The sequence below is a fragment of the Paenibacillus foliorum genome (genome assembly GCF_013141765.1).
GTDB lineage: Bacteria > Bacillota > Bacilli > Paenibacillales > NBRC-103111 > Paenibacillus_S > Paenibacillus_S foliorum.
On the sequence record NZ_WHOD01000070.1, the window covers coordinates 217,389 to 241,401 of the forward strand.

A 24,013-nucleotide genomic window follows, 5' to 3' on the forward strand; every position below is an offset into this window, starting at 1 on the left:
TGATTAAGCTTCTGACCAAACCACTTTACCGCCCACAATCGTATGAGTCGGCCAGCCTTTTAGATTCCAACCAATAAACGGTGTATTGCGACCTTTTGAAGCGAATTCAGCAGGGTCAACAGCTTTTTCTGTATCCAAATCAATGATTGTGATGTCTGCTTCCTTGCCAACTTCCAGCGTACCCAGTGGCAAGCCGAACACTTGTGCTGGCAATGTAGTCATTTTATCTACCAAGAACTGCAGTGTCCATTGTCCAGTTGCTACAAACTTCGTATACAAAAGCGGGAATGCCGTTTCGAATCCTACGATACCAAACGGTGCAAGATTAACGCCCTTGGCTTTCTCTTCTTCGCTGTGAGGTGCATGGTCTGTTACTAGGATGTCGATGGTGCCGTCCAGCAAAGCCTCGATACATGCTTGTACATCCTTAGGAGTACGAAGCGGCGGGTTCATCTTCCAATTAGCGTCGTCCAGCCCTGGGATATCTTCATCCGACAGCAGCAAGTGATGCGGGCACACCTCTGCTGTAACTTTAATTCCGAACTGCTTCGCGTGACGGATTAAGCGAACCGACTGCTCCGTGCTAACGTGGCACACGTGGTAGTGAACGCCTGTAGCTTCAGCTAGCAGCACATCACGACCTACATGAATCGCTTCTGATTCATTCGGAATGGCCTTCAAGCCATGCTTGCGGGAAAATTCGCCCTCACTCGCCCAAGCGCCTTCAACCAGCGTATTATCTTCGCAGTGCGCGATAATCGGCAGCCCGATGGACGCTGCTTTGGCCATCGCATCCTTCATCATTTGCGCGCTTTGCACGCCAACGCCGTCATCAGTAAAGCCGATAGCTCCTGCTTGCTTCAAAGCGTCAAAGTCCGTTAACTCACGACCCAGCTCATTTTTGGTTATGCAGCCGTAGGGCAGCACGCGCACTATGCCTTCGGTTTCAGCCTTGTCCAACACATACTTCACGGTTTCTACTGTATCAATAACCGGACGTGTATTCGGCATGCAGGCGATGGTTGTGAAGCCGCCGCGTGCAGCTGAGCGTGTGCCGCTCGCAATCGTTTCCTTGTGTTCGAAGCCCGGCTCACGTAAATGCACATGCATATCGATCAGCCCCGGCGTTACAAGCTTTCCTGCCGCGTCAATGACCGTGTGTCCAGCTGTCTCAGGAAGTGCGCCAGCAGCCTCTATCATTTGTTCTATAGTATTGCCTTCCAGCAAAATATGTTTCTTCGTCAACTCATTGCCTGTTGCAACTGTTTGTGCATTTAAAATCCAAATTCCCATAATAGCCTCCCTGCAATGATATGTATTAGGTTTATTTAGTTTAGGGCCCGCTCGATAACTGCCATACGAATCGGCACACCATGACTCATTTGCTCAAAAATCTTGGATCGTCCGCATTCAACCAGTACATCATCGATTTCTACATCACGGTTAATCGGTGCTGGGTGCATGATGATAGCATGAGAAGCCATTGTCGCTTCACGTTTTACGGTCAAGCCGTATGCCTCGCGGTATTCCTCCGTGGACTTGAACACACTTTCCTCGTGACGCTCCAGCTGTACGCGAAGCATCATTACAACATCAGCCTTCACGGCCTCATCCATCTTGATGTAAGGAGCATGAGCTGCCAGCTCTGGTGCCTGCATGCTTTCCGGCGCGCAGAAGCTGACTTTGGCGCCTACTGCTTGCAGTGCCCACAAGTTCGAGCGTGCCACGCGGCTGTGTCGCACATCACCAATGATCGACACATTCAAGCCGCGGAGGTCGCCGAACTGCTTTCTCATCGTGTATAAATCAAGCAGCGCCTGGGTTGGATGCTCATTGTTTCCATCGCCCGCATTAATAAGCGGCACTTTAATCTTCTGAGCCAGCTCGGCCAACAATCCGTTAGGCTTCATCCGGATGACACCAGCATCGATCCCCATTGACTCCAGCGTCTTCACTGTGTCATAGATCGACTCACCTTTCTGAACGCTAGACACCGCGGCTGCAAAATTTAATACTTCTGCGCCAAGACGCTTTTCGGCAACTTCAAATGAAAACCTCGTTCTCGTGCTGTTTTCAAAAAACATATTAGCCACAAACCGGCCTTGTAAGTGATTCGACAGCTTTACGGGATATTGTTCCCAATAAGCGGCACGATCAAGTATCGACGTAATTTCTTGTGCAGTCATCCCTTTGGTGCCTAACAAATGCTTCTCTGATGCGACAAGTTGTGTCATCCGTTTTGCCTCCTCTGTTGAGTAATCACGACTTGATCGATTCCATCCACTTCATTAAGCTGAACCTCGATCGACTCCATGCGGGAGGTCGGGATGTTTTTGCCTACATAATCCGGACGGATCGGCAGCTCCCTGTGACCTCTATCCACCAATACAGCTAGTTGTATGATTTGTGGCCTGCCCAGGTCCATCAGAGCATCCATTGCCGCCCGTACTGTTCGGCCCGTGTATAGCACATCATCGAATAAAATAAGCTTCTTATTATGGATGTCCATGGGCGAGTCAACCGACTCTTCCTGCAATTTGAATTTCTTTTCCGGCCTGCCTGATCTATCGTCACGGTAATGAGTAACGTCAATTTCTCTTACGGGTGCAGGAACATTCTCAATATCCAAAATCAGCTCAGCAATCCGGTTGGCAAGGTATATTCCTCGAGTACGGACACCGATTAGCAGGCAGTTTTCAAAGCCTTTGTTCTTCTCCAAGATTTCATGGGCTATTCGAGTTAATGCACGTCGTACTCCCGTAGCATCCATTAGCACATGCTCGTGCTGTTCCACTTCCTGAGCCAAGATCATCGCCCCCTGCTTATTAGGTTAGACATCTGCACATTCCCCAAGAGTGAAACCAAGCCTTCGCAGGCTTATTCCTGATTACTTTCGGGGACCCCTGATATCCAAAAGAATTTACTATTCATAATCCTAAAGGCATAAAAAAAACCTTGCCATTAGGCAAGGTTTGCGGACATAACGAGAGATCCGGATACGGATAAATTGAGCCATATTAAGACTCGATTCCCCGAAAAATCCGCTTCTAACATTCGTTCACCTTGCCAGCCTCTCTGGACTGTTCTTAAAGGTGCTATTCGATTACAAATATTATCCCATGTTCGACAACTGATGTCAATAGGATTGTTGATGTCTTGTCGATGTCTGTCAGTTCGAACATTGCTAGAAGGTAGCTTTTATGCTATAAAGAATAAAGAATGTTTCGCCAGTGTCCGGGCTTATCCGTACGCGGTAATTTACATAAGGAGTTGGATTTTGCATGTCAGAAATGAATACGCAAGAAATTATTAATTTTATTAAAACTAGCACCAAGAAAACACCGGTGAAAGTATATGTGAAAGGCGATTTAGAAGCAATTGATTTTGGTTCTTCCATTCAATCCTTTATTTCCGGTAAAAGCGGCGTTTTGTTCGGCGAATGGACAGAAGTGAAGCGCGTATTAGATGAAAACCAAAGCCGCGTTGAAGATTATGTAGTAGAGAATGACCGCCGTAATTCAGCTATCCCTACACTTGATCTGAAAAACATCAACGCTCGCATCGAGCCAGGTTCTATCATTCGTGATAAAGTGTTCATCGGCGACAATGCCATCATCATGATGGGTGCATCCATCAATATCGGAGCTTCCATCGGTTCAGGCACTATGATCGATATGAACGTAGTAGTTGGCGGACGTGCTCAAATCGGGAATATGTGTCATATCGGTGCCGGTTCCGTTGTTGCAGGCGTTATCGAGCCTCCTTCCGCTCAACCCGTTGTTATCGAAGATGATGTTCTTGTTGGAGCCAATGCAGTTATTCTTGAAGGCGTTCGTGTTGGTAAAGGCTCCGTTGTGGCCGCTGGCGCAGTTGTTACTCAAGATGTTCCCGAGTATACAGTTGTTGCAGGAGCACCGGCACGCGTTATCAAAAACGTAGATGCCAAAACCAAGTCCAAAACAGAAATTATGATGGACCTGCGTACACTGTAAGGTGTCCGATTACAAGCACGGCTCGGCGAACGTCGCCGGGCCTTTTTTGTAAGCTTCTAATATTGCGAGTGAGAGGAGCAATTCCCAATGACCCCATCTACAGGCCAAACCGGCAGCAGTCCAGAAGCTATCAGCCCTTTTGCTGCCATTCGCAGAGAGCTGCACCAAATTCCCGAGCCAGGCTTTGCCGAATTCAAGACCCAGCAATTTCTATTAGACTATATTCAGACGCTGCCTCAAGAAAGAATCGAAGTTCGAACTTGGAGAACGGGTATTCTTGTAAATGTAAAAGGTACCTCACCTAAGCGTCGTTTCGGTTATCGCGCTGATATGGACGGACTGCCAATTACTGAGGACACCAGCTATGAATTCCGCTCAACCCATCCCGGCTTTATGCATGCCTGCGGACATGATGTTCATATGTCGATCGGACTTGGCGTACTTACCCATTTCGTGAAGCAATCAATTAATGACGATATTACATTTATATTTCAACCAGCGGAAGAAGGTCCCGGCGGAGCTCAGCCCATGCTTGAATCCGAGGAGCTGCGGGATTGGATGCCCGATCAGATCATAGCGCTCCATATTGCTCCGGAGTACCCGGTCGGTACGATTGCAACAAAGCCAGGGATACTGTTTGCAAACACTTCCGAGCTGTTTATTGATCTTACCGGCAAAGGAGGACATGCTGCATTCCCCCATTTGGCCAATGACATGGTTATTACTGCCTGCCAACTGGTATCGCAGCTGCAAACCATTATTTCCCGCAATATCAATCCGCTCGATTCCGCGGTGATTACTATAGGTAAAATCGAAGGCGGCACAAAGCAAAACATCATCGCCGAGAAAGCAAGACTGGAAGGAACTATCCGTACCCTTTCAGCAGATACTATGACGCTTATTAAATCACGGATCGAATCATTGACTGCAGGGATTGAGACTTCCTTTAACTGCAAGGTGGATATTGATTATGGGGCTAATTACCGTCAAGTATACAATCATGCTGAAACCACTCGTGAGTTTATGGATTGGGTTAAGGAATCAAGTGACATGAAGCTAATCGAATGCACCGAGGCAATGACCGGTGAAGATTTCGGTTACTTTCTCGCAGACATTCCAGGGTTCATGTTCTGGCTCGGTGTCGATACGCCTTATGGTCTCCATCACGCTAAAATCGAACCTAATGAGCATGCCATCGATCTGGCAATTGATCTAATCAGCCAGTATATATCTTGGAAGTCGGATCCAAATGATAAATAATCAAGACAATTAAGTCATGGGCAGACTCCCAGATAACTTTTCAGCAGCTATTAAAAATTGTTATAGGCTGTATTTTCATCTCGACTTATTTATACAGCCTGCACAGCTTATCAGAGAAGGCAAAGGGGTAACCGCAGTTATCCCCCTTCCCTTCTACCATTCCTTCCAATCCACCCCATTCCTGCGCCTCCGCAGCACATTTCCAAACCGAATCCGAACCTTTAATCCTCCTCCATAGCTAACACCGATCTGAAACTTCTATCACCCTAATTCATAGGAAATTCCACCTTTTTCTTGAATATGTATTCATGAGGAATAACTTGTTCTTCCATAGATATGCGAAAAGGGAGAGGGCTAAATGATCAAACCATCCGAATCTATTTTTACACCCGACGACGTAAATAAAATGCTTGATTCCTTGCTGCGCGAAGCGGCACCTTGGTGGAATGAATTTTATTCGGACAGGGAGAAAGGCATTCCCTTTTTCGTAAACGCTCCTGACGAGAACCTGGTGCAGCATTTTGACAATGGCACTCTGTTTGCAGGCCGCGTATTAGAGCTTGGCTGTGGCCCAGGCCGCAATGCCATCTATATGGCTCAAAAGGGGTGTGAAGTCGATGCTGTTGATTTATCGCAGGAAGCTTTAAATTGGGCTAAAGAAAGAGCCGCAAGCCTAGAAGTAGAAGTACAATTTCAATGCGCCAATATATTCGATCTAACCTTTACTCCCAACAGCTATGACCTCATCTACGATAGCGGCTGTCTACATCATATCGCCCCTCACCGCAGAATTTCATATAAGGATATGATCCGGCAATCACTTAAGCCTGGAGGCTATTTCGGCTTGACTTGCTTTGTATATGGGGAACATGGAGCTCAGATTACGGATTGGGATGTGTACCGTTTGCGCAGCTTAAAAGGTGGGTTAGGATATACCGAACAGAAGCTGCGTATGCTGTTCCATGATTTCGAGGTTGTGGAGCTGCGCCCCATGGTCCGTAAGGAACAGCCGAATCCCCTATTCGGTGAATCATTCTTGTGGGCAGCACTTTTCCAAAAGCGGTGAGAGATCTCCGGCGACTAGTATGAGGTACAAAAAAAACAACAACCACTGTGCCCAGTGGTTGTTGTCAATCCGCTCTATGTCAGCCTATCTCGCAAAAGATGGTTTTTTATAAGTTGCTTTCTTTTCGAACACTATTGTATATTCTTTATCTGCTCCCCCAACAACCGACGGAGCTACTACCATTTGGGACTTCACAGCAGGAACACGGCCACCCGATTTATTCTTATCCGGATATAGTTTGCTCATACAGAATCCCCTCCAAAAAGATAATTAACTGTTCCCATTAAATCTTCGTTATCCCCATACACTCTATTGAGATCCTCCTCAGTTACGGCTGTAGGACCTGTGAGATGAACCGTCAATACAAGTTTCTTGTCTACAGGATAACACAGTAAGTACTCATAAGCAACATGCTGCCTATACAGAAAAAACTGTACTTTACTGTTTAAATAGGCATCCAGAACCCCTATCCTTTGCTCCCCTGCTTGTTTGGCATCATTAGCTCCTATGTTATAAAATCTACCCTTCCCCACATTGCCGGCAACCTGTCGAAGACCATCAGTCCCCTCTACATTCCACACGGATACACCTCTTACTTTAAAACCCCTTAAAGCCGTAGGGTCATACGCATTTCGAAACGCTTCATATAGCTTTTCAAATTTATTTACTTCATTTAATTTTTGAATATCAATAAATTCTATAAAAAAGTGCAGGATTTGCTGCTTTCTATCGATCTCAGTTCTAGCTGCTTCAAGCTGTATCACAGGGTCACTAAACAAGCCTTGCTCCTCAATGTTCCTAATAATTTCAGCACATGCGACATTAACGGCTGCTGAATAATTTTTATCAGAACGAATCTCATATTTCAAAAGTGTTAGCCCAAACAGATCAGAAGGAATATGAAATTCATTGATGTCTATACCATTCTTATGCAAAGGAATTAGATTAGGAACCAAGAAAAAGACTCGTGTTCTCTTTAATTTACCCCAAAACATTCCCATTTCAAAAATCGTGTTATCCCGTGGAGATAGATAGATTTGTTCGCGCATGTAAACGATATCATCGGCAGAGAACACAAATACCGCAAAATCATTATGCGCTAGTTGTTCCTCTAGATCTTCCATTGGGTATTTATTTGCTTTGAACACTCCGGCTGACCATGGAGTAACCTCTGTATAATAGCTTAATTGTTGATGAAGGGCTGTAACAAGAGGGATCGATTCTCTTGCAGATCCAATGAAAACCCGCGGTTTCCTCACAGCTCACAGCTCCTCTCCTAGGTAATCATTTCCTTTTACTATACTAAAAATGGATGCCTTTTACGAGAAAAAAAGCTCCTTTTACCCATTTATAAGGTAAGGAGCTTTTAAGCTGTTAATAATATCATTGATTATAAGAGTTACAGCTTACGAACGAATGCTTCCATACGCTCAGTAGCCTTTTCCAATATATCCATTCCATACGCGTAGGAGATTCGTATGTAGCCTTCTCCGTATATCGAAAATGCATCCCCTGGTACAACTGCCACACGCTGTTCCTCCAGCAGCTTCATTGTAAAATCCATAGATGATAGCTTAAACTTCTCAATCGATGGGAACAAGTAAAAGGCGCCTTCCGGCTTCTCCAGTTCAAAGCCCATTTCGAGCAGCCGATTATATACGAAATCTCTGCGTTGTACATACGCTTCCTTCATTGGCAGTGCATCATCCACACCGTTAGTTAATGCTTCAAGCGCTGCATATTGGCTTATCGAGCTGGCACAAGTCACATTGTATTGATGCACTTTAACCATATGCTGTGTGATCTCTTCAGGAGCAAATGTAAAGCCGATCCGCCACCCGGTCATAGAATGAGACTTCGATAACCCGTTAATGACAATTGTCTTCTCGCGCATACCTGGGTATGATGCCAATGAAATATGAGGTTGACCATATATCAGCTCACTGTAAATCTCATCGGATATGACGAAAATCGATTTATCTTTCAACAATCTGGCGATATCAGCTAATTCTTCCTTACTCAACACCCGGCCCGTAGGATTGGAGGGATAGCACAAAATAATACAGCGCGTCTTCTCCGTAATATAGGGATCGAGCAGCTCTGCTGTAAGCTTAAATCCATTCTTACGCGTATCAGCATAGACCGGTACTCCGCCGCATAAACGAACTAAGGGCTCGTATCCTGGATAGATAGGACCTGGTAATATAACCTCGGACCCTTCCTCCAGAATAGTACGCAGCGTAATATCGAGAGCTTGACTGGCACCTGAGGTAACAATAACTTCAGATTCCGGTCGATAATCCAATCCATATTTACCTTTTACGAAAGCCGAAGCGGCTTGACGCAGCTCCAGCATTCCCGGGTTCGGTGTATAGGTTGTCTTATGGGCATCAATTGCAGCGTGAGCTGCTTTCATAATATGATCGGGTGTTGGGAAATCCGGTTGACCAATAGTTAAAGTCAACGCATCCTTATAGGTACTAACCAAGTTGGAAATTTTACGGATACCCGAGATTTGAATATCCTTTACTCTAGGGTTAACTAAATGTTCCATCTCCGCATCATCCTTATCGATTTTTTAGGACATGAGTCAAATGCAGCATGTCTTCCGGCAGCGGCGCTTCGAATTGCAGCTGTTCTCCTGTCCGCGGATGCTTGAAGCCGAGCACAGCAGCGTGAAGCGCCTGTCCTTCTATCGTCATGCTCTTGCTGCGTGAAGGACCATATGCCGGATCACCGGCAAGCGGGTGACCGATAAATTTCATATGGACGCGTATTTGATGTGTTCGCCCCGTTTCGAGCTTCAGCTCCATCAATGTGTAATCGCCATATCGCTCCAACACAACAAAATGAGTCACAGCGTGTTTGCTATTGCGCTCTGTTACCGTATATAGCTTACGATCGTGCGGATCCCTTCCAATCGGCGCATCGATAGTTCCATGTTCATGCGCTACATTTCCGTGTACCACAGCGATATATTTACGGTTCACCGTATGCAATTTTAGCTGCTCAGCCAATGATGTGTGGGCCAGATCATTTTTCGCAGCCATTAGCAGTCCTGAAGTATCTTTATCGATACGATGCACTATACCCGGCCTCATAACGCCATTGATTCCTGATAAATCCTTACAGTGATGCAGCAGCGCATTAACCAAAGTACCGCTATAATGTCCTGGCGCCGGATGTACGACAAGGCCGCGGGGTTTATTGACAACAATTAAATCCGAATCCTCATATACAACCTCCAACGGTATAGCTTCTGGAGTCAAATTCAACTCCTCTGGTTCAGGAATTGTCAAAGCTAATCGATCTCCCTCGATCAACTTATAGTTAGCCTTTACAGAAGCCCCGTTCACCGTTATTTGACCTTCTTTAATCCATTGCTGAACCTGTGTACGAGATATATCCTCATCCAATGATTCTGTAATGAATTTATCAATCCGCTCGCCACTATCTTCCGTTTCAGCAATCCATTCTTTTAAATTGTCCATATTGTCTAAACCTTCTTGTTCTGATACTGCCATTCGTTTACGCGCCTCTTTTCTCTTGTCTCCAGCTGATTAAAGAATCAACAAAAATCAAAATTACTCCTACGACAATTGCCGAATCCGCGATATTGAAAATAGGGTAAGTATAATCCACAGGACTGCCAAACCAATTAAATTGAAAACGAAACTGCAAGAAATCAACTACCTCGCCAAACAAAGCACGATCAATAAAATTGCCAAGCGCTCCGCCTAACAGCAAGCTTAATGCAAATGGCAGAAGCTTACGACCTTCTCTGAACGTTTTACGCAAATACCATACAATTCCACTTACAACTACCAGGGTTATGACGATGAAAAACCAACGTTGATCTTGCAAAATCCCGAAAGCAGCCCCACGGTTGCGATGAGATGTAATTTGGAAAAACTCACCTATTACCGGTCGCGATTCACCCAGCATAAGTCTGTTGACAATCGCCCATTTGGTCACCTGATCCAATAGAAGCACGATCAGTGCATATATATAATATCTCAATGTTTCATCTCCCTAGAGTTTTGCATATGCAAAGCTTTCTTCGTAAGCATTACCGGATTTCGCCTATGCGCTCATCCTTATTTTTCTTTTCCAATGATGCAAGCATTTTCCTATCTTAAAAAACACAGTTTGAGTAAAAAATAGTAGCATTGCGATATTATTAAGGAGGCATTCCTAAATGTGTAGTCAGCCACTTAAATTGGATTCGCAGCAGCTTCAAGGCTTAAAATCCGTTCTTCAGGAAGAGAAGCAATGGCTGGAAGAAAAGCTTGAATCCAATGACCAATACGGTCTTAATGAATCATTAAGATTTCAAACCGGTGAATTATCAACCAACGACAATCATCCAGCCGATCTCGGAACCGAAATGTTTGAGCGCAGTAAGGATATAGCTTTAAACGAAAGCAGCGAACGGCATCTTACCGATGTAAAAGATGCTCTGCTCCGAATGGATAATGGGAAATATGGACTATGCGATACTTGTGGGAAGTCCATTCCCTTCGAGAGATTACAGGCTGTCCCGACAACACTTTATTGCATGGAGCATGTTCCAGACCCACATACTTCTAATAACCGTCCAATTGAAGAAGAGCTTCTAGCTCCTCCATTTGGCAGATCCAGCTTAGATGAGCTATCTAAACAAACCGAATTCGATGGCGAGGACGCATGGCAAATCGTCGAAAGCTGGGGAACTTCCAACACTCCAGCTATGGCTGAGGATCCTAACGTCTCCAATAATTACAATGATATGGAAATTGAAGCAGATGAGCATGTTGGTTATGTTGAATCTTTTGAAAGCTTTCTGGCAACCGATATGTATGGCCAGCATGTAACTGTTGTGCGAAACCAAGCTTATCATGATTATATGCACAGCGGCGAAGGTGAAGGTCTGCTTGAACTCGATCCTGACTCCGAGAGTGACTATTTAGGTTAGTACGCTTTGCCTAACGAGCAATCCGGCACAAGATACTTGAATCTTATGCCGGAGCTGCCCGCTGGTACTATTAAGAATTAGCACTGGTGCTCAGTTTGATTACACCCGAGCAACGTTTACAAAGCGTCGGATGCTCATGATCGTGACCGACCTCAGGTGTAACGATCCAGCAGCGCTCACACTTTTCGCCCTCTGCGACCGTGATATGGATAGCAAGACCCTTAATTTTGAGCGCTTCTGCCGGAACAGCAGCACCTAATTCATGAATTTCAACCGCTGATACAATAAATAATTGATCCAGCTGCTCGAATCCTTGCAGAAGCTCCAAAGTTTCAGCATCAGGATACAAATGAACAGCTGCTCCAAGGGAATTTCCGATCAATTTCTCCTTACGCGCTTCCTCTAATGCCTTTAACACATCATCACGCAAGTTGATAAACCGTTCCCACTTCGATTCTACCGCCTCGTTATACAATGAACTGTCTACAGTTGGAAGCTCACTAAGCTGCACGCTCTCAAGCTCCACTCCAGGAATGTATTTCCATACTTCATCAGCCGTATGCGGCAAAATTGGAGCAATCAATTTAGTTATTACCGTCAGAGCGTCATATAATACGGTTTGAGCCGCTTTTCGTGCTGCATCATCAGGCAGGTTAGCATACAAGCGATCCTTGATGATATCCAGATAGAAGGAACTCAGCTCTACTGCACAGAAATGATGTACAGCTTGGTATACAACATGAAATTCGTAAGACTCATATGCTTTTATTACACGATCTGTCATACGGTTCAACCGCACAATTGCAAAACGATCTAGCTCACTCATAGTATCAGTGGCTACACGATCCGTTGCCGGGTTAAAATCATACAGATTTCCAAGCAGGAAACGCAGTGTGTTGCGGATTTTACGATACACTTCAGTGGTTTGAGTCAAAATATTATCGGAGATCCGATGATCCTGCTGATAATCAACTGAAGACACCCACAAACGCAGGATATCAGCACCTAGCTTATCACATACTTTATTAGGATCGATTGTATTTCCAAGCGACTTCGACATTTTGCGGCCTTCCCCGTCAAGTGTAAAGCCGTGGCTCAAAATTCCTTTGTATGGCGCCTGTCCTTTTGCAGCAACACCGGTAATTAAAGATGAGTTAAACCAGCCGCGATATTGATCGGAGCCTTCCAAGTACATATCAGCCGGCCATTGCAGCTCCTCACGAGTTTCCAATACTGCGACATGGCTTGATCCGGAGTCGAACCATACGTCCATAATATCCGTTTCTTTGCGAAAATGCGTATGCCCGCATTTCGGACAAGCGATACCATCTGGCAGCAGTTGGCTTTCTTCCTTTTGAAACCAGGCGTTAGAGCCTTCCTTTTCAAATATTTGTGCAACATGCTCAATGGTTTCGTTGTTTACTAACGGCTCATTACAGCTGCGGCAGTAAAAGATCGGGATCGGCACTCCCCATACTCTTTGACGAGATATACACCAGTCTCCGCGGTCCGCGATCATATTGTGAAGACGAACCTCTCCCCAGTTCGGGGTCCAGTTGATCCGTTTGATTTCTTCCAGCATCTCCTGACGGAACTTGTCTACAGAAGCAAACCATTGCTCAGTCGCCCGATAAATAACCGGCTTTTTCGTGCGCCAATCGTGGGGATACTGGTGCTGAATCATACTCATTTGAAGCAGATGACCCGACTCCTTCAGCATTTCCGTAATCATTTTATTGCCCTTATCATAGAAAACTCCTTCAAAGCCTGGAGCTTCTGCTGTAAAATGCCCCTGATCATCCACAGGGCATAATACGCCCAGATTGTAGCGTTGACCAATTACAAAGTCATCCTCACCATGTCCAGGAGCTGTATGAACACAGCCTGTACCTGCTTCCAGTGTTACATGATCGCCAACCATGACTAAAGAAGTACGGTCATAAAACGGGTGTTGGCACAGCACATACTCCAATTCGCTTCCTTTTACTTGGGATAGCACTTGAACATCCGTCCACCCAATTTGCTTGGAGGCTGCTTCCAAAAGCCCTTGCGCTAAAACATACTTCTTCCCATCAGCCAAAACTACTGCATAGTCAAATTCTGGATGCAGACTGATTCCTAAGTTAGCAGGAAGTGTCCAAGGAGTCGTAGTCCAGATAACTATGGAAGCATCTTCTGGCAGCTTGCCCTTGCCGTCCTTGACTTGAAATGCTACGTATACAGATGTAGATGTTTTGTCTTGATACTCGATCTCTGCTTCTGCCAGAGCGCTCTCTGAGGATGGAGACCAATAAACAGGCTTCAAACCTTTGTAGATATAACCTTTATTGACCATTTCGCCAAAAACGCGGATTTGCTGGGCCTCGTATTTAGGCTGCAAAGTAATATAAGGATTTTTCCAATCTCCACGGATAGCCAATCGCTTAAACTGTGATTTTTGCTTTTCTACGGATTGTAGTGCATATTCTTCGCAGTATTTACGGAACTCGTGAACGCTCATTTTTTTGCGGTCTACCTTGCCTCCGTTGGCAATAGCCTGCTCAATCGGCAAGCCGTGTGTATCCCAGCCTGGCACATATGGCGCATCATAGCCCTGCATCGTTTTGAACCTTACAATGATGTCCTTCAACGTTTTATTCAGTGCGTGGCCGATATGAATATCTCCATTAGCATAAGGAGGTCCGTCATGCAAAATAAACTTTGGCTTCCCTTTGCGACTTTCCTGTACCTTGGCGTAAATATCGACTTCTTCCCAATGCTGCTGTAGCTTCGGTTCGGCTTGTGGCAAGTTGCCGCGCATTGGAAATTCGGTCTGCAGCAGGTTTAATGTTTTTCCATAATCCATCTCAGCTTCATCTCCACAATATAAATTTTTAACTACCCAACTCGTTGAGCGGCTAGTAGCCTAAAGTTTGGGTGGACGAAACAAAAATAAACCTCCCATCCCAAAAGGGACGAGAAGTCTCGCGGTACCACCCTGATTAAGGCTGCTGCTCCAACATAGAAGTTAAAAACGACACCTCCGATGGCAGCAACTGACCTTCACTCATTGATCTATAACGGGATCATCCGATCTTCTTTACTGTTATTCAAGAGACGCTCATGGGTGATTTTCGTCTACTACAGTGATCAGGCTCCCACCAAATCCCCGACTCGCTAGCACTGCGTACGTAAAGTACTCGTCCCAGTCAACGCTTTACATCATTATTAATTTCACTTACTTGCAACCACTTACTTAAAATTATAACTTCCGACACTACCAGTGGTTGTTACTTATACTGGAGTATAGCGAAATTGAAGCTCTGCGTCAACTTACACAGTCATAACATAAATACGAACGTTAGTTACGTCTGTTCAACTTCCATCCGCTCCAATGAATTCCAATCCTCTTTGCTAAGCAGCTCTAATTGGGCTTCCAATAAGGTACGGAACCGCGTGCGATAGATAGAGGCCTGTTTCTTCAGCTCTTCGATCTCCACGGCAACTTTACGCGACTTCGTCAATGATTCGTTAATGATTCGGTCCGCATTTTTCTCCGCTTCTTTTATAATTAACTGTGCCTCTTTCTTGGAATTGTTCTTGACTTCATCTGCCGCCTCTTGGGCTACAATAATTGTCTTGCTTAACGTTTCTTCGATTGTAGAAAAATGATTCAGTCGTTCTTGGATAGTAACCAACTGATTTTGCAAATCTTTATTTTCCCGAATCAAAGCTTCATAGTCTTTAATCACCAAATCCAAAAATTCATTAACCTGGTCCTCATCATACCCACGAAATGAACGTCCAAATTCTTTATTATGTATATCCAACGGTGTTAAAGGCATTGCTGCACCTCCTGAATATTTAGAAAACATGTATTAACTTAACTCCTGTCCTGCGCGTATTGCTATATTCGACAGTTCCCTTCATTTTCCTTCATTCCACAACAAAAAAAATCGGCGCTATACATATTTGCCGATTTTTACGCGATATCTTCCTTTTTTTGTAATCCCTTCAATATCCAGCACTTTAAAACGTCCAAAGCCCTGCAATGAAACAACATCACCCGATCGCAATGGCTTACTCGGATCCTCTTCTTGTTTCCAATTCACCTTGCAACGCCCTGCTTTAATTGGGATTAGGACTTTAGCTCGACTCATATGATATACATCGCTCACAATACCATCCAAACGCAAAGAGGCAACCGAAAGGCTGTTCTCCTCCAGCTTAGTATCCGAAGCCTGCAATCGATCGATTGGAAGCTGCTCGGTTTGTACGTGTATGCGATGCACCTGCTGCAGATTTAGCCTCATATAATCAGCTACCTCTGTTGCCACTAAGAAATGACATCCATGCTCGGTGACATGAATATCACCTATCTTCTCTCTTTTCATCCCTAAAGCCAGTATGGAACCCATATAATCTCCATGGTCCAAATCCTTCAGCCTATCATCGAGAGAGGTGACTGCAATTAAGGTAATACCCATATCCTCGCTATCCAGTTCGCGGTAGTCAGGGGCAATCAGAGCTCGTTTGCGTTCGGCTGATTCATGCCCACCGTACCACCGCACTTGTACATCTGTGGTTCGGTTCACAAGTGTCGTTACAATAAAAGCTTGCCGCGGATCCAAAAAATCCGTCAGTTTAGCTGCATGCTGTTCCGCACGTTCCACCCATTCAGTTGCCTTGTCAACAAACCGATGCTCATCAGGATGAAAGTGACTTAGTATATTGTCCGTATTCAATCCAATCACCTAACAAAAAAAGATAGAACCGCACGAATTCCCTCGCCGATAAAACGCAGCGCGATCAAAGCTACGATTGGCGAAATATCAATCATACCGCCAATAGGGGGAATAAACCGCCGAAATATCGATAAATAAGGCTCACAAAGCTTGCCTAACATTTCTCCGATAAAGCTTTCTTTTGCACTTGGGAGCCAAGACAAAAGCACATATGCAATCAGCATGTATGTATAGATTTCGATGAGCGTTCCAATGTAACCATAAATAGTACCCAACAAGCTATTCACCTCAATTTAATGTGTGGTAGTCTATACCTCGTGATTTAGTATCTCCGAGATGGACCCATGAATTTCAACAGTATCCGGTGTACAAAGAAAAATGTTAGGGCCAATTTTAGAAATTGAACCATTGAGCGCATATACGGTCCCGCTCAAGAAGTCCACTATACGTGTTGCTTGATCTGGGCGTACCAGATGCAGATTCACAACAACAGGTCGGCGTGAACGCAAATGATCAGCGATTTCCTGCGTATCCTCATAAGACTTAGGCTCCAACAGCACTACTCGGACATTTTTTTGTGAATGGATGCTCACGACGTTGCCGACGTTTCCTTTTGTTTTACGTTGTTCAGGCTGATTGGTTTCATGTTCATCCGATTGTTCTACAACACGTTCGCGTTCAATAATTTCTTCTTCCTCTTGGATACCAATGAAATTCATGAACTTGTTCATCATTCCCATGTTATCTCCTCTTTCCCAACTAAAATGGAACCCAACCGCACCCAGGTCGCTCCTTCTTCTATCGCCACCTCGAAGTCGCCCGACATCCCCATTGACAAATGCGGTATTTCATATCCAAGACTTTGCTTCTGGTTAAGCTCGTCCCTAAGTTCACGTAACCTTCTAAATACCGGTCTTGTTAATTCAGGTTCCTCTTCATATGGTGCCATCGTCATCAAACCGATAATACGGATTTGCTTAAGAGCCTGCAGTTCTTCAATGAATGAAGATAGTTCTTCAGGCGGCATTCCGTACTTCGTCTCCTCGCCTGAAATGTTTAATTGTATAAAGCATTCGACTTGTATTCCTAATGCCGCTGCTTTTTTATTAATTTCTTTGGCAAGTGATAACCGGTCTAAGGAATGTATGTAGGCAAATTTTCCGATAACATCCTTCACCTTATTAGTCTGCAGATGGCCGATAAAATGCCAGATACCCTGATCTTTGAATGTTTCCCACTTCGGCTCAGCATCCTGCCAACGGTTTTCTCCAATGTGACGCAGTCCTTGCTGAAGCACCTGTCCCGTAGTTTGCACCGAAACGTATTTAGTTACTGCAATGATCTGTACATCGTTACGGTCACGCCCGGCACGAGCACACGCTCTCGATACTTTGTCCTCAACATGCTGTATATTATGCGTTAGCAGCAAAACGTAAGTCACCTCTATTCATATAACCCAATCCAAGCAGCCATCCGGCCTGTTTTCCCGCTTTCTTTGCGATGCGAAAAGAACAAATCAGTACGACAACTTGTACATAAACTACTTATTTCGATATGTTCTGGCATAATTCCTGCTTTTATCATAATTTGTCGGTTTAATTGTTGCAAGCTTAACTTGTATTTATCATTACCTGAATATTCATAAATTGAAGAATTTTCTCCTGCGTCATCGGCAATTTCCAATTCGGCCATAACCTCTCTCACTTTGGATAGGACAACCTCATCCACCTCATAACAGCAGGCTTGAATGGACGGACCAATAGCAGCAACTATTTTTCCCGGAGTAGAACCGTATTCTCTCTGCATCGCTTTGATGGTCTCTTTGGCAATCTGCAGCACTGTTCCTTTCCAGCCGGCATGGGCCAGCCCAATGGCTCTATGAATGGGATCATAAAAATAAAGGGGCACACAATCCGCAAACAGCGCATGAAGAAATATTCCAGTTTGGTTCGTTACGAAAGCATCTTTGGATTGAATCGCTTCTTCTCTTGAATGAATACCAGCACCCGCATGCGCCTTAGTAATAACCTCTACCTCATTGCCATGTACTTGCTCTGCATAGGTACAATCATCTAACTGAGCATGGAGTGCTTCAGCCAATAGTTGGCGGTTGTTCACTACATGGCTTGAACTATCTTGAACATGCAGGCCGCAGTTGAGACTGCCAAATGGAGGTTCACTGACACCGCCAAGACGTGATGTAAAACCAGCCGTTAATCCGGAGTCTTTTTCCAACCAATTTTTTATAAACAAAAGCCCGCATCCGTTCTGTTCTTTTCGCAATAAAAACGGTTCCATACAATCGCCTCCTGTACCATTACCCGTTCCCAATACTCTACTTAATAGTATACACGATGAAATGCAAACAGCACACATACTTCTGCATAAACCGCGGTGCGCGGCTAGCATTCGTCCGTGTGCTGCTCAGTAAAATCATGATTACCCGCGATACTGCCGATTGTACTCCGTCGGAGATTCCGTTTCCTCTTGTTGACGGAAGCTTCGTACATCATCGATCTTTACCAGCACGACATCCATTCCGATTTTCACAATATTTTTCCATGGAATTACCACATCCGTCGCTCCACCGAAAAGGCCAAAAAAGCGGCTGCCATTCGGGACAACAATGGACTCAATTCGCCCATTCCGTAGATCCAATTCTAAATCACTCACTTGGCCCAGCTTTTTGCCGTCCACAATATTGATTACGTCTTTGGTTTGAAAATCCGATATTTTCACGCTGCAACCACCACGTATCATTTGGATTCTGACCTGCTACTACTATATGTATGTGAAACTTGGGCAAAATGTACATCCTCGCAAAAAATCTTCTGATCGAGCCATTTTATAAATAAAAAAAGACCTACCACCTATTACTTAGATGAGTAAGTCTTGTTTCGTTCTAATTTTTAACATGCTTCTGCATCTGAGTAATAGCTGATTTTTCGAGTCTGGATACCTGAGCTTGAGAAATACCAATCTCATCCGCTACTTCCATTTGGGTCTTGCCATCAAAGAAGCGCATAGATAATATCATTTTTTCTCGGTCATTCAGCTTATGCATAGCTTCACGAAGAGCAATTCCCTCAATCCAAGAAACATCCTTGTTACGATCGTCGCTAATTTGGTCCATTACATAGATCGGGTCGCCCCCATCATGATAGATCGGCTCAAACAGTGAAACAGGGTCTTGAATAGCGTCTAATGCAAACACAACATCTTCTTTAGGTACGTTTAATGCTTCGGAAATTTCGTAAATGGTCGGCTCACGAGAGTTCTGATTGGTCAGGCTATCGCGAACTTGAAGTGCTTTGTAGGCAATGTCTCTTAACGAGCGTGATACGCGAATTGGATTATTGTCCCGTAAATAGCGACGAATCTCGCCTATGATCATAGGTACGGCATACGTGGAAAATTTAACATTTTGGCTTAAGTCAAAATTATCAATCGCCTTCATCAGTCCAATACATCCAACTTGAAACAGGTCATCCACAAATTCGCCGCGATTGTTGAAACGCTGAATCACGCTAAGCACCAATCGTAAATTACCGTTTACCAATTTCTCTCTTGCCAACCGTTCATTGTTGGTTTGCAGCTGAACGAATAATTCACGCATTTCCGCGTTGGTCAGAACAGGAAGCTTTGCAGTATCCACACCGCAAATCTCAACTTTGTTTCGGGTCACCGTGACTACCTCCCAAGGAGAAACATTACTGTTAATTATCTCCTTGGAATGCTTTTTTATGCGTATGCCTCTGTGCCCCTCCCTGTTCCACTCGTTATAAAAAAGCCAGCAAAACCAATCAGCACAGGCGCGGATTCGCTTACAATAACCTTCAAAAAATGTTTTTTCCAGTTTACACCATTTTATTGAATTCTTTACGCAGCCTTTTAATAATGCGCTTTTCCAACCGAGAAATATAAGACTGTGAGATGCCCAACATGTCAGCTACATCCTTCTGAGTCTTCTCTTCCCCATCCTGCAAGCCGAACCTCAGCTCCATAATCGTCCGCTCACGTTCGGATAGCTTGTCAAGCGCTTTATGCAGCAGCTTTCGGTCAACCTGCTCCTCAATATTACGGTAAATAGTGTCGTTCTCCGTGCCTAATACATCCGAGAGCAGAAGCTCATTGCCATCCCAATCGATATTAAGCGGTTCATCAAAAGAAACCTCAGTCCGGATCTTGCTATTGCGTCGAAGATACATCAAGATCTCATTTTCTATACAACGTGATGCGTAGGTAGCCAGTTTGATTTTTTTCTCAGGGTCGAATGTATTTACCGCTTTGATTAATCCTATAGCCCCGATAGAAACCAGGTCTTCAATATTAATTCCTGTGTTTTCGAATTTACGCGCAATGTAGACAACAAGCCGCAGATTTCGCTCAATCAGTATAGCCCTGATCGCAGAATCTCCTGAGGGCAGCTTCTCCAGCAAGTATTCTTCCTCTTCGCGGGTGAGTGGAGGCGGCAGCGCTTCACTTCCGCCTATATAGTATATTTCCTCCCCCTTAAGTCCCAACAGCAGCAAAAGACGGAAATAATAGATTTGCAGAATCAGCTTCCACTTCACGAGCATATTTGTGTTCCTCCTTAGAGTTTTGCGCAGCTTTGCTTGCATAGCACGCATAAGCTACGTTTAGATTTCTCTACGCTGTTGTCATGGATGCTTAGGTCACATGCAACGGTGTTTAAGTTTGCAACAAGTTCGGATGTATAATAGCTTGATACGCATTATCACTGCTTAATTTCCCACTATCAAACCCAATCAACACTTTCATGGCTTCAAACTGTTTATCCCCCATAGTGATCACGACTCTATCAGGTTTTATAGCAAGCATAAACTGCGTGCTGCGGTTTACCCCACGATAAGGAACTAATCGCAGCCGATCCTGCCATTCAAACTCTTCTGTACCTATAGCCATCAAAATTTGATCAACTTCTGCGCGCTCTATCCTTAGTTTCCATGAATCCGGAATTTTTTCGCCCCATTGGGAAAGCTCCATCACCATGACCGGCGTTTTAGTCAACGGATCATACAGCTGATTGCCAGTATCAATGAGTCCCGTGCAGCTAGATGCAAACCCATCAATATAGACATCCACTTTAGCAAGAAATGAGGCAAGATCATCCTTACGCTTCGCTGCTTGATGTACGTGTCGATATAACCAAACTGCGAACAACAACACAACAAACAAAAACAGCAGCCCTATCTGTACTTCATGTTCCGTACCTCCAGATTGTGTAAACAAAATTCCGTTCATCACATCACTAGAGGACATCCAAAAATAATGCACACCCAAAATCGTTCCCGCCGCAGCAAAATTGACGATATAGAAAGTACCAACATTACTCCAAAAATACCGCATACCTCCGAAGCCAAACGCTGTAAGCAGCATAAGAAGAGACAATAAAAACTTAACTCCAAATGTAAACAGAAACGATAGCGGAGGGAAAAACATGAAGACAACATAACCCCCACCAATACAAGCAGAGGAAGCAAGCCTCCACCAGCGAAACTCCAGCTTTCTTGATCTTGCTGTTGTCCATAACAATGCGGCATCAATCAGCACATTAACGAGGAAAATGATATCGACATATACAATCATTTCCTCTACTACCTCCTGAGAGTTTTCCATATGGAAAACTACTTCGTAAGCATCAGCTGATATCGGTAATGAAAATTGTCTTTACAAGCATTCAACTGAGTTTTACATAAGTAAAACTTGCTTTGGCATTAGCTCTATGATTGCTAGGTTACCGCGAATGAGACAAGTATATAGTAATACTATTCCAATGTCTGTCTAAATTTGCCGATTAGATGTAACTATTTTTGTCAGATAATGGGGGGCCGCTCGTGAGTGGAAGCTATTGCTCCTGCGGGAAGGGGTGTGCCTACGGTCTCTGTTGAAGCGGTGTTCCTTAGATTAGACTAAGGTAGTGGGAACACCGCTTCAAAGGAGACTCGTAAACTCTCCGGCACACCCCATTCCCTCCGTCGCAGCTTCCACTCACTCGCTTAGCGCGGAGTAGAGGGAGGGAGGATCATCATGATCGATCCTGTTTTTTTGAGCCAAGGACAAGGACAAGGACAAGGACAAGGACAAGAGCAAGAGCCAAGGGCAAAGGTGCAAGGGAAAGAGCAAAGGGCATAGGCAAGAGCAAAGGGCATAGGCAAGAGCAATAAACAAACACATTGTGATGAATCTGATGTATAGTGAGTAGTAGAAAGGAAAACCAATCTTTGAGGCGGTGAAACAACTGAAAGATATCGTTATACGAAGAATAGATTGGCTAGACGCGAGGGAATTGAGTCAGTTGCTACGTGAAAGCGAAGATGAAGGCTTTCGTTTGGTGAAGAGGCTTGTCTCCGAATTTGAAAGCGGACATAACCGGTTTGATCAACCTGGAGAGGTATTGTACGGCGCCTATGAAGATAATCAGCTAATAGGAATTTGTGGCTTAAATCAAGACCCATACTTACAGGATCGAACTACAGGACGCGTTAGACGGCTTTACGTTTTACCAGCATACCGCCGCAGACGAATCGGCCATAAGCTCGTGAAAGTAGTAACTGGCTACGCCCAAGACTATTATGTACGCCTTACTTTAAAAACGGATAATCCGCTGGCTGCCCAGTTTTATGAGAAATTAGGGTTTCACTCTAATGATCCTACTCCTCACTCTACGCATTATATCGATCTCTTTCATTCAGAGGACCGGATTGCTACGCAAACACCATTTTAATATAAACACAACTTAGCTATGGGTTCTAATATAAACAAATCCCCTGACCGGTCTTACAAAAATCGGCAGGGGATTTCTTATGAATGCTATTATAGCATCTACTATTTATCCAAGTTGTTTCTTCCACGGTTACGAAGGAATGTAGGAATATCCAATTGATCATTCGAAGGCTGATTGCCAAATGGACGTAAATTGTTAACACGATTATCAGTAGGCTCAGCTGATTGCTGATGTTGGCTGCTTTGGTTGCCCATTGGCTTACGCGCAGGTGCCTGTGGCATAGCCTTGTGCTCGAAGCCGGTGGCAATTACGGTAACCTTGATTTCATCCTTAAAGGATTCATCAATAACTGCTCCAAAGATCATATTCACTTCAAGATCAGACGCAGAAGCCACAATGTCAGCTGCTTCATTAACCTCGTATAGTGATAAGTTAGCGCCTCCTGTGATGTTCATTAGAACACCGCGTGCTCCGTCGATGGAAGTTTCCAACAATGGGCTTTGAATCGCCTTTTTAGCAGCTTCCGCTGCCCTGTTTTCACCTGAAGCTTCGCCAATCCCCATTAATGCCGATCCGCGTTCAGTCATGATTGTCTTAACATCGGCAAAGTCCAAATTGATTAGACCCGGTACTGCGATCAAGTCTGAAATCCCTTGTACCCCTTGACGTAGAACATTGTCTGCTTCACGGAACGCTTCCAGCATTGGAGTTTTCTTATCAACAATTTCAAGCAACCGATCATTAGGAATGACAATAAGCGTGTCAACTTTTTCTTTCAGCGCAGCTATTCCCTGTTCGGCTTGAGCAGCACGTTTACGGCCTTCAAACGTGAACGGGCGTGTAACAACACCAACTGTCAACGCTCCGCACTCTTTTGCAATTTCAGCAATAACTGGAGCTGCACCTGTTCCGGTACCTCCACCCATACCTGCTGTTACAAATACCATGTCTGCGCCTTTAAGCGTATTAAAGATCAACTCTCTAGATTCTTCAGCTGCTTTTTTCCCTACTTCAGGATTAGCGCCTGCTCCTAAACCGCGAGTCAGTTTATCACCGATCTGAAGCTTTTGTTCCGATTTCGATGTATGTAGAGCTTGGGCGTCTGTATTTACGGTAATAAATTCTACACCTTTAACTCCATTGGCAATCATACGATTGACTGCATTGCTGCCGCCTCCGCCACAACCAATAACCTTTATCTTGGCTAAATGATCCATGTCCATATCAAATTCAAACATAGCCTACCTCTTCCCCCTCGTTAAGCTTCAA

Annotated in this window: 25 protein-coding genes and 1 other annotated feature; of the genes, 5 read left to right on the forward strand and 20 right to left on the reverse strand. The window is 44.5% G+C overall.

Translation table 11 applies throughout. The features are described from left to right. Nucleotides 1–3 precede the first annotated feature (3 nt). Genes pyrC through pyrR form a run of 3 tightly spaced genes read right to left on the reverse strand, consistent with a single transcriptional unit; the run spans nt 4 to nt 2,794 of the window. The gene (pyrC, locus tag GC093_RS19600; protein ID WP_171653570.1) at nt 4–1,293 is read right to left on the reverse strand and encodes a dihydroorotase; all 1,290 of its coding nucleotides are present in this window, start codon (nt 1,291–1,293) and stop codon (nt 4–6) included. Nucleotides 1,294–1,328: 35 nt separating this feature from the next. Then, a complete protein-coding gene (locus GC093_RS19605) occupies nt 1,329–2,234 on the reverse strand; it encodes an aspartate carbamoyltransferase catalytic subunit (RefSeq protein ID WP_171653571.1) in 906 nt (301 codons plus the stop codon). Continuing rightward, on the reverse strand, nt 2,231–2,794 hold the full coding sequence (gene pyrR / locus GC093_RS19610; RefSeq protein WP_312886578.1) for a bifunctional pyr operon transcriptional regulator/uracil phosphoribosyltransferase PyrR: 564 nt from the start codon (nt 2,792–2,794) through the stop codon (nt 2,231–2,233). The genes GC093_RS19605 and pyrR overlap by 4 nt, the downstream gene beginning before the upstream one ends. A 487-nt stretch (nt 2,795–3,281) precedes the next feature. On the opposite strand from pyrR, the gene dapD reads away from it, so the two are divergent. From dapD to GC093_RS19625, 3 genes are all read left to right on the forward strand, one after another. After that, nucleotides 3,282–3,992, forward strand: a complete 711-nt coding sequence (dapD, locus tag GC093_RS19615; RefSeq protein ID WP_171653573.1) for a 2,3,4,5-tetrahydropyridine-2,6-dicarboxylate N-acetyltransferase — start codon at nt 3,282–3,284, stop codon at nt 3,990–3,992. Nucleotides 3,993–4,079: 87 nt separating this feature from the next. Then, the gene (locus tag GC093_RS19620; RefSeq protein WP_171653574.1) at nt 4,080–5,252 is read left to right on the forward strand and encodes an N-acetyldiaminopimelate deacetylase; all 1,173 of its coding nucleotides are present in this window, start codon (nt 4,080–4,082) and stop codon (nt 5,250–5,252) included. 358 nt (nt 5,253–5,610) lie between these two features. Beyond that, complete coding sequence (locus tag GC093_RS19625; protein WP_171653575.1) at nt 5,611–6,318, forward strand: class I SAM-dependent methyltransferase; 708 nt, start codon at nt 5,611–5,613, stop codon at nt 6,316–6,318. An 84-nt stretch (nt 6,319–6,402) separates the two neighbouring features. On the opposite strand, the gene GC093_RS19630 is transcribed toward GC093_RS19625, so the two are convergent. The 5 genes from GC093_RS19630 to lspA form a co-directional block, all read right to left on the reverse strand. Next, nucleotides 6,403–6,564 carry a hypothetical protein gene (locus GC093_RS19630; RefSeq protein ID WP_171653576.1) on the reverse strand — a complete coding sequence of 54 codons (162 nt, stop codon included), beginning with the start codon at nt 6,562–6,564 and terminating at the stop codon, nt 6,403–6,405. Then, entirely contained in the window at nt 6,561–7,577 is a 1,017-nt protein-coding gene (locus tag GC093_RS19635; RefSeq protein WP_171653577.1) for a nucleotide-binding protein, read from the reverse strand. The genes GC093_RS19630 and GC093_RS19635 overlap by 4 nt, the downstream gene beginning before the upstream one ends. A 140-nt stretch (nt 7,578–7,717) precedes the next feature. Further along, nucleotides 7,718–8,872, reverse strand: a complete 1,155-nt coding sequence (locus GC093_RS19640) for an aminotransferase A (RefSeq protein WP_171653578.1) — start codon at nt 8,870–8,872, stop codon at nt 7,718–7,720. Between the two features lie 13 nt (nt 8,873–8,885). Then, a complete protein-coding gene (locus tag GC093_RS19645) occupies nt 8,886–9,809 on the reverse strand; it encodes an RluA family pseudouridine synthase (protein ID WP_246314840.1) in 924 nt (307 codons plus the stop codon). A 37-nt stretch (nt 9,810–9,846) separates the two neighbouring features. Continuing rightward, nucleotides 9,847–10,338 (reverse strand): signal peptidase II, encoded by a 492-nt coding sequence (gene lspA, locus GC093_RS19650; RefSeq protein WP_171653580.1) that lies wholly within the window; start codon nt 10,336–10,338, stop codon nt 9,847–9,849. 178 nt (nt 10,339–10,516) lie between these two features. Between lspA and GC093_RS19655 the strand changes: the two genes are divergently transcribed. Beyond that, nucleotides 10,517–11,272 (forward strand): TraR/DksA C4-type zinc finger protein, encoded by a 756-nt coding sequence (locus tag GC093_RS19655; RefSeq protein WP_171653581.1) that lies wholly within the window; start codon nt 10,517–10,519, stop codon nt 11,270–11,272. Between the two features lie 70 nt (nt 11,273–11,342). Here GC093_RS19655 and ileS read toward each other — a convergent pair whose 3' ends face one another. From ileS to spoIIGA, 11 genes are all read right to left on the reverse strand, one after another. Continuing rightward, nucleotides 11,343–14,117: an isoleucine--tRNA ligase gene (gene ileS / locus GC093_RS19660; protein ID WP_171653582.1), complete on the reverse strand. Its 2,775-nt coding sequence runs from the start codon at nt 14,115–14,117 to the stop codon at nt 11,343–11,345. 102 nt (nt 14,118–14,219) lie between these two features. Next, nucleotides 14,220–14,473, reverse strand: a binding site (T-box leader). A gap of 143 nt (nt 14,474–14,616) precedes the next feature. Beyond that, nucleotides 14,617–15,096 carry a DivIVA domain-containing protein gene (locus GC093_RS19665; protein ID WP_171653583.1) on the reverse strand — a complete coding sequence of 160 codons (480 nt, stop codon included), beginning with the start codon at nt 15,094–15,096 and terminating at the stop codon, nt 14,617–14,619. Nucleotides 15,097–15,213: 117 nt separating this feature from the next. Continuing rightward, complete coding sequence (locus GC093_RS19670) at nt 15,214–15,996, reverse strand: YlmH family RNA-binding protein (protein WP_171653777.1); 783 nt, start codon at nt 15,994–15,996, stop codon at nt 15,214–15,216. Between the two features lie 5 nt (nt 15,997–16,001). Then, nucleotides 16,002–16,262, reverse strand: a complete 261-nt coding sequence (locus GC093_RS19675; protein ID WP_171653778.1) for a YggT family protein — start codon at nt 16,260–16,262, stop codon at nt 16,002–16,004. Nucleotides 16,263–16,304: 42 nt separating this feature from the next. Further along, nucleotides 16,305–16,736, reverse strand: coding sequence for a cell division protein SepF (locus tag GC093_RS19680; RefSeq protein ID WP_171653584.1), 432 nt, complete (start codon nt 16,734–16,736; stop codon nt 16,305–16,307). After that, nucleotides 16,727–17,425, reverse strand: coding sequence for a YggS family pyridoxal phosphate-dependent enzyme (locus GC093_RS19685; protein WP_171653585.1), 699 nt, complete (start codon nt 17,423–17,425; stop codon nt 16,727–16,729). Before GC093_RS19685 ends, GC093_RS19680 begins: the two co-directional genes overlap by 10 nt. A gap of 14 nt (nt 17,426–17,439) precedes the next feature. Then, nucleotides 17,440–18,294 (reverse strand): peptidoglycan editing factor PgeF, encoded by an 855-nt coding sequence (gene pgeF / locus GC093_RS19690; protein WP_171653586.1) that lies wholly within the window; start codon nt 18,292–18,294, stop codon nt 17,440–17,442. A gap of 141 nt (nt 18,295–18,435) precedes the next feature. Beyond that, entirely contained in the window at nt 18,436–18,735 is a 300-nt protein-coding gene (locus tag GC093_RS19695; protein ID WP_171653587.1) for a YlmC/YmxH family sporulation protein, read from the reverse strand. A gap of 163 nt (nt 18,736–18,898) precedes the next feature. Then, nucleotides 18,899–19,681, reverse strand: a complete 783-nt coding sequence (gene sigG, locus GC093_RS19700) for an RNA polymerase sporulation sigma factor SigG (protein WP_171653588.1) — start codon at nt 19,679–19,681, stop codon at nt 18,899–18,901. A gap of 172 nt (nt 19,682–19,853) precedes the next feature. Next, nucleotides 19,854–20,576: an RNA polymerase sporulation sigma factor SigE gene (gene sigE / locus GC093_RS19705; RefSeq protein WP_171653589.1), complete on the reverse strand. Its 723-nt coding sequence runs from the start codon at nt 20,574–20,576 to the stop codon at nt 19,854–19,856. Between the two features lie 112 nt (nt 20,577–20,688). Beyond that, nucleotides 20,689–21,606 carry a sigma-E processing peptidase SpoIIGA gene (gene spoIIGA / locus GC093_RS19710; protein WP_171653590.1) on the reverse strand — a complete coding sequence of 306 codons (918 nt, stop codon included), beginning with the start codon at nt 21,604–21,606 and terminating at the stop codon, nt 20,689–20,691. 643 nt (nt 21,607–22,249) lie between these two features. Here spoIIGA and GC093_RS19715 point away from each other — a divergent pair. Then, on the forward strand, nt 22,250–22,744 hold the full coding sequence (locus GC093_RS19715) for a GNAT family N-acetyltransferase (protein ID WP_171653591.1): 495 nt from the start codon (nt 22,250–22,252) through the stop codon (nt 22,742–22,744). Between the two features lie 101 nt (nt 22,745–22,845). On the opposite strand, the gene ftsZ is transcribed toward GC093_RS19715, so the two are convergent. Next, complete coding sequence (gene ftsZ, locus GC093_RS19720; protein ID WP_171653592.1) at nt 22,846–23,982, reverse strand: cell division protein FtsZ; 1,137 nt, start codon at nt 23,980–23,982, stop codon at nt 22,846–22,848. Nucleotides 23,983–24,013 lie beyond the last annotated feature (31 nt).